We start from the raw sequence: 5,887 nt of genomic DNA on the forward strand, positions 1-5,887 counted from the left end.
GGGGCATGCAGTCGTGGCAAGCCCTCCGATGCCATATCGGCTCTTGAAGCTGGCTGAGGGTCATGGGTAATCAGGAAACCCATTGGCCCCGTGTCACAGCCACCGGGCATAGTGGCCCCATCGACCCCCATGGAGCCACCATCATGCTACAAATTCGCGATCATATGCAGCCATTGACCCACTCACTGCACCCCGGCCTCGGTCTGGCCGAGGCGCTGGACAGACTCCATCGGGCAAACCTGGGGGGCCTGCCGGTACTGGATGACCATCAGCACCTCGTCGGATTTCTCTCCGAGCAGGATTGCATTCCCGCCCTGCTCACGGGCAGCTATCACTGCGACACCCGTACTCTGGTCGAAGATCTGATGAGCCGGACCCCGCTGTTCGTCTCTCCTGATGACAACATCGTGGATCTCGCCCGCCAGATGGCCGGGGCCAGACCCAAGGTCTATCCGGTAATGGAGGGAGGCAAGGTGACGGGCATCATCAGCCGTCGTCAGGTGATGCAGGCCCTCAACACCCAGATGAAACAGTGTCAGGCAACCTGAGGCAGGCCACCTCGCACACGTTTCATGCCGACTACCCTCCCGCCCACAGCCGGCGAGTGGCTGGTCCATCCCGCCCGACTCTGCCACGGGGCGGCCTGTCGAGGCAGCCCGCCCCCCTCCCACCGGCACCGTTCGTTTGTCCCCTCCCCATTTCAGGGTTTGCCATCCGTGGTCGTCTCTAGTTAGATAGGTATCGGTCACAGTCCCTGCCGGATGCGACCCCGTCCCCAATGCTCAGGAGATGTAACGTGCGACGCTTGCTCGTATTCTGCTTTCTGCTGCCCTGCTGGCTGTCAGCTAGGGAGTTGGTCATTGGTGGCATCCAGGAGCCCCCTCTCAAGTGGCTGGATGCACAGGGACACCCTCGCGGGCTGGATGTGGATCTCGTCACCGCCATCTTCGGCACGCTCCATACCCCCATCAGGATTGAGCTCATCGATTCGGGAGCCAGGCTCACCCGCAATGCCGAAAGCGGCTTCTATGATCTGCTGCTGGCCCACTCCTACAAACCGGAGCGGGAGGCCTATCTGCTCTACCCCAAACAGGCCCATATGCTCCATAGCTGGCACTTCTTCATACGCAAGGAGTCCGCAGGCCTGATCCACTATGACCATCTGACGGATCTCAAACCCTGGCGTATCGGTGTCACCCGGGATTTCTCCTATACCCCCGAGCTCGCGGCAGCCATGACAGACCCGAGCTATCACTTCCAGGAGATCCCCATCAACCAGCTGCAACTGCGAAAACTCATTGCCGGTCGTATCGACGTGGTGCCCATGTCCCTGGTCACCGCCTTCACCCAGATAAGAGAGGAGGGACTGGAAGGCAAGCTCGACTACCTGCCAAAACCGCTCAAGACCAGCCCCTACTTCAATGCCTGGACCCGTTCCCGGGCCGATGCCGACACCCCGGCCCTGATGGCCGCCTATGATGCCGAATTGCTGCACATGAAGCGGGACGGCCGGCTCAAGGCCCTCTACGACAAATACGGCATCCCCTATATCGAACCCTGACCCACCAGTCAGGGTGTCATCTCCCACAGGGTCGAATTCTGCAGCGCGGACAGGGTCTATCACGGGAGAGGGGTCTCTACGCCCCCCTCAGACCACCCGACTCAAGGCTTCACATCCCGCAGGATCGGGTTTTGCAGCGAAATCAGCGTCTCGGTGGACTGGATCTCGTCGATGGTCTGGATCTTGTGGATCAGTACCGTCTGCAACTCGTCGATGGAACGGGTCATCACCTTCATGAAGATGCTGTAGTGGCCCGTGGTGTAGTAGGCCTCCACCACCTCGTCCAGCGCCTGCAGTTTGGCCAGGGCCGACGGGTAATCCTTGGCGCTCTTGAGGTTGATCCCGATGAAGCAGCAGACGTCGTAGCCCAGCTTCTTGGGGTTCACCTGCACCCGCGTTCCCTCGATGATGCCCGCCTGCTTCATCTTCTCTACCCGCACGTGGATGGTGCCCGGGCTCACCAGCAGTTGTTTAGCCAGCTCGGCGTAAGGCAGGCGCGCATTCTCCATCAGGGCGGAGAGGATGGCCTGATCGAGATTATCGATCCGATAATTTTCTGACACTTTTTTGCGCTCTTTTTAATGATTCATCATTAATTGATGGCTTATTTTGAAGAAAAAAACACACAAAGCCTATTTCAATTATCGAATATTGAATTTAGTTGGCATTCTGTTGAAGAATCACCGCATTCAACGGATTCACGACAGGTAATTCAGCATGAAACAGCACTACATCCGCAGCCAACAGCAGATCAGCTTCGTCAAAGAGATGTTCTCCCGCCAACTCGCACTGCAACTCGGCCTGATGGAGGTACAAGCCCCCATTCTGAGCCGGGTCGGTGACGGCACCCAGGACAACCTCTCCGGCTGCGAGCATGCAGTGCAGGTCAAGGTGAAAACCCTGCCGGAGCACAGCTATGAAGTGGTCCACTCCCTGGCCAAGTGGAAGCGCCAGACTCTGGGTCGCTTCGGTTTCGGCCCGGGTGAAGGCATCTACACCCACATGAAGGCACTGCGTCCGGACGAGGATCGTCTCAGCCCCATTCACTCCGTCTACGTCGACCAGTGGGACTGGGAGAAGGTAATGCCGGGCGAGCGCCGGGATCTGGCCTATCTGCAGGAGACGGTGCGCGGCATCTGGGCCGCCATCAAGGCCACCGAGCGCGCGGTCTGTGCCGAGCATGAGCTGACCCCCTTCCTGCCGGCGGATATCCAGTTCCTGCACAGTGAAGAGCTGCTGACCCGCTACCCGGACCTCGATGCCAAGGGACGCGAGCGCGCCATCGCCAAAGAGCTGGGAGCGGTCTTCCTCATCGGTATCGGTGGCGCCCTCTCCCACGGCGAACGCCACGACGTCCGTGCCCCGGACTACGACGACTGGAGCAGCGAGAGCGAGCTGGGGCTGGCGGGTCTGAACGGTGACATCCTGGTGTGGAACCCGGTGCTGGAAGACAGCTTCGAGATCTCCTCCATGGGGATCCGGGTGGACGCAGAGGCCCTGCGCCGCCAGCTCGCCATCACCGGCGACGAGGATCGCCTGCAATATGACTGGCATCAGGATCTGCTGGCAGCACGCATGCCGCAAACCATCGGCGGCGGCATCGGCCAATCCCGTCTGGCCATGCTGCTGCTGCAAAAAGAGCACATAGGTCAGGTCCAGGTCGGCGTCTGGCCATCTGAAATGAAAGCTGCCATCCCAGGCATGCTGTAACGAATTGATTTGATTGCATCTGTCCTCCTATCGCGGCAACACGGCGCGGGACAGACGCGATAGCGAAGCTGGTCAGCCGGGGTGGAGAGCGTATCCCGACTGACTGTAAGGCGGGCATGGTCGCTGACTGTGCCTGCCGACCCTGGGGCTTGCCCCTGCGATCAGCTCAACCCACGTCAGATCGCATCGAATACATTCCTCCCGGCAATCTTCGGATTGCCGTTTTTTTATCTCCCACCTGCAACCGTCACGCTCAGCGGCCGATGGGCTGATATCCCTGCCATTGCGGCCTGAAGGGGCTCCCTTCGGAGTCGGGCACAAGGTGCACGTACAGACCGCTCACCGTCTCCAGCAGCAGGCAGTCGTCCACCTCTTTCAGGTTGTCCTTGTGCTGGTGCCTGACCCCCTTTAGCAAGGATGCGAGCCCCCTGGCTTTTGCTTCCTTTGCATCCTTTGCCACAAAGAAATCGAAGGCATGCAGATCCGCGAGGGAGTCTGGGTGATAGCCACCCATGTTCACAAAGTAGAGGCGGGGAGCCTCTTTCTCAGGAGGCGTCTCCCGCAGATGCACCGAATAGCCATCCGCCCAGAGCAGCCTGGCGTAACCGTCGATATGCACCTTGTCGGGATCGCCGAACCAGGCCTCCCGCAGTACAGGCCAGGCCTCCTCGGGGGTCTGAGCCGCCACAAACTGGATGTCGTGGACCTCGATATTGGATTGGCCGGCGTTGCCGCCCAGATAGAACACGAATAGAAACATGCCTGACTCCCTTGTCTCACCCCTGGTCACGCCAGCATCAGGGTGACTTTCACCCCATTGTACAGAACCCCGAACAGTGAAACTGCGAGCAAAAACAAAGATGAAATCAACGCGATATGCTTGCTGTGCCGGGCCGGCATCCAACGCTTCACCAGCAGGACATAGAGACTCAGCACCAGCAGATCGAAGAAGATCCATACCATGGAGAGGGTCAGAATGCTGGTGCCAAAGTGCGGTGTCACCGCGATGAACTGCGGGAAGAAGGCAACGAAGAAGAGAATGTCCTTGGGATTGGCCACGCCGGTCATGAAGCCCTGCGTAAAGCCACCACCTGCAAGGACAGGCGCACCGGACCCGGTATCCTGGCTCACCCCTGCCATCAAGCCGCCCACGGCCGCATAACCGATGTAGAGTGACCCCGCCCCGCCCAGCAGATAGAGCCACAAGGGTGGCAGAGAGATCACGCCGGCCAGGATCAGGGTCGCCATCAGGATCAGCACCAGGGAGGCCCCGTTGGTGCCGAGCAGGGTCATCCAGGCCTGGCGATAACCATGACGAACCGCCGTGCCGGTGACGAGCGCCACGACAGGCCCCGGAGTCAACAACAGGAGCACGACCGACACGGTGTAGGCCCCCAGCAACATCATGTTCATTCCGTCTTTCCTCCTTCGTTGATACAGCCATGTCCGCCTTTAGCCAGGGCAGGCATGATGAGTCATGCTCAACCAGCCCCGGGGTTGGCTGCATTATTCAAAAGGACTCGTCCCTTGAAAAACGGATAAAACTCCCATTGAATGTGAGTAAAGCTCACATTGATATCGAACGATGACCCTTCCTCCTCTCTACGCGCTGCGTGCGTTTGAAGCCGCGGCCCGGCTCGGCTCCTTCAGCAAGGCGGCAGCCTCCCTGCACGTGACGCCGGGCGCCGTCAGTCGCCATGTCCAGACCCTGGAGGCCTGGTTCGAGTGCGAACTCTTTCACCGCCATGGCCCCAGGGTCGAGGTGACGGAAGCCGGCCGCGCCCTGGCGGAGCAGTTGACGGAGGGGTTCCAGAGCCTGACGATGGCGTGTCAGGCCTTTCGCCGCAACGGCCAGGAGCTGCGACTCAAGGCGCCCTCGACCCTGACCATGCGCTGGCTGCTGGATGTGCTCGGCACGTTCCGTGAACATCACCCCACTCCCAGGATCCTTGCCTCCAGCGTCTGGATGGACATAGACGGCGTCGATTTTCACCGCGAGCCCTATGACTGCGCCATCTTGCTGGGGAACGGCCATTTCGGGAATGACACCGAGTGTCACCTGCTGTTCGAAGAGTGGCTGATCCCCCTCTGTGCCCCGGCCCTGGTGGAAACCGCCCGCACGGATTTGGCGGCGTGCGAACTGATCCACCCCTCGCCGGATCGCCGTGACTGGCGGCGGTGGCTCAAGGGAACCTGCGCCAGGCCAGGGCTCAATCTGGCCAGTGGCAAGGTGTTCGACACCCTGGAGCAGGGCAACATGGCCGCCATCAGCGGCCACGGCGTCTCGGTCGGGGATCTGCTGCTGAGCCAGGAGGCCATCGCAAACGGGCTGCTTGCACTGCCCTTTCACCAAGCCGTCGCCACCACGGATGGATACTACCTGGTGTGGCCCAGACACAGCGCCCGGCGCAAGCATATCGACAGCCTGCGCCGCTGGCTGACCGACGCCGTGCCACACAACAGGCTGGCGCACATTGAATGGGTCGGGTGACATGCCGCAACAGGGCACAGGATCCCCCCTGACGAATTGCAAACGCCCATAAAAAAAGGTTCTTCGCGGGATCTTGGGGAAGTGGAAGTTGACAGACAGGGTGCTGGTAAACTGGCTGTCTCCAA

General features: G+C 60.3%; 7 protein-coding genes. 4 read left to right on the forward strand and 3 right to left on the reverse strand.

The genetic code is table 11. From position 1 onward, the window contains the following. Nucleotides 1–143: 143 nt before the first annotated feature. Both OKC30_RS19575 and OKC30_RS19580 read left to right on the forward strand, forming a co-directional pair. Complete coding sequence (locus OKC30_RS19575) at nucleotides 144–548, forward strand: CBS domain-containing protein (RefSeq protein ID WP_029314862.1); 405 nt, start codon at nucleotides 144–146, stop codon at nucleotides 546–548. Between the two features lie 230 nt (nucleotides 549–778). Then, nucleotides 779–1,561, forward strand: a complete 783-nt coding sequence (locus tag OKC30_RS19580; protein WP_202395283.1) for a substrate-binding periplasmic protein — start codon at nucleotides 779–781, stop codon at nucleotides 1,559–1,561. 101 nt (nucleotides 1,562–1,662) lie between these two features. On the opposite strand, the gene asnC is transcribed toward OKC30_RS19580, so the two are convergent. After that, the gene (gene asnC / locus OKC30_RS19585; RefSeq protein ID WP_041214272.1) at nucleotides 1,663–2,124 is read right to left on the reverse strand and encodes a transcriptional regulator AsnC; all 462 of its coding nucleotides are present in this window, start codon (nucleotides 2,122–2,124) and stop codon (nucleotides 1,663–1,665) included. 154 nt (nucleotides 2,125–2,278) lie between these two features. Here asnC and asnA point away from each other — a divergent pair, with 154 nt between their 5' ends. Then, nucleotides 2,279–3,271 (forward strand): aspartate--ammonia ligase, encoded by a 993-nt coding sequence (asnA, locus tag OKC30_RS19590; protein WP_010675987.1) that lies wholly within the window; start codon nucleotides 2,279–2,281, stop codon nucleotides 3,269–3,271. Between the two features lie 253 nt (nucleotides 3,272–3,524). On the opposite strand, the gene OKC30_RS19595 is transcribed toward asnA, so the two are convergent. Both OKC30_RS19595 and OKC30_RS19600 read right to left on the reverse strand, forming a co-directional pair. Continuing rightward, entirely contained in the window at nucleotides 3,525–4,031 is a 507-nt protein-coding gene (locus OKC30_RS19595) for a DUF1543 domain-containing protein (RefSeq protein ID WP_160839410.1), read from the reverse strand. 26 nt (nucleotides 4,032–4,057) lie between these two features. Further along, a complete protein-coding gene (locus OKC30_RS19600; RefSeq protein ID WP_160839412.1) occupies nucleotides 4,058–4,684 on the reverse strand; it encodes a LysE family translocator in 627 nt (208 codons plus the stop codon). A gap of 172 nt (nucleotides 4,685–4,856) precedes the next feature. On the opposite strand from OKC30_RS19600, the gene OKC30_RS19605 reads away from it, so the two are divergent. Next, the gene (locus OKC30_RS19605) at nucleotides 4,857–5,762 is read left to right on the forward strand and encodes a LysR substrate-binding domain-containing protein (protein ID WP_160839414.1); all 906 of its coding nucleotides are present in this window, start codon (nucleotides 4,857–4,859) and stop codon (nucleotides 5,760–5,762) included. Nucleotides 5,763–5,887 lie beyond the last annotated feature (125 nt).

Source organism: Aeromonas sp. QDB18, from assembly GCF_027705325.1.
In the GTDB taxonomy this organism is placed as follows: Bacteria; Pseudomonadota; Gammaproteobacteria; order Enterobacterales; family Aeromonadaceae; genus Aeromonas; species Aeromonas caviae.

What these genes read in the sequence shown, in the direction of transcription:
- OKC30_RS19580 (WP_202395283.1), top strand. Translation starts at nt 779, where the DNA reads ATGCTCAGGAGATGTAACGTGCGACGCTTGCTCGTATTCTGCTTTCTG.
- OKC30_RS19600 (WP_160839412.1), bottom strand. Translation starts at nt 4,684, where the DNA reads ATGAACATGATGTTGCTGGGGGCCTACACCGTGTCGGTCGTGCTCCTG.
- OKC30_RS19595 (WP_160839410.1), bottom strand. Translation starts at nt 4,031, where the DNA reads ATGTTTCTATTCGTGTTCTATCTGGGCGGCAACGCCGGCCAATCCAAT.
- OKC30_RS19575 (WP_029314862.1), top strand. Translation starts at nt 144, where the DNA reads ATGCTACAAATTCGCGATCATATGCAGCCATTGACCCACTCACTGCAC.
- asnA (WP_010675987.1), top strand. Translation starts at nt 2,279, where the DNA reads ATGAAACAGCACTACATCCGCAGCCAACAGCAGATCAGCTTCGTCAAA.
- OKC30_RS19605 (WP_160839414.1), top strand. Translation starts at nt 4,857, where the DNA reads ATGACCCTTCCTCCTCTCTACGCGCTGCGTGCGTTTGAAGCCGCGGCC.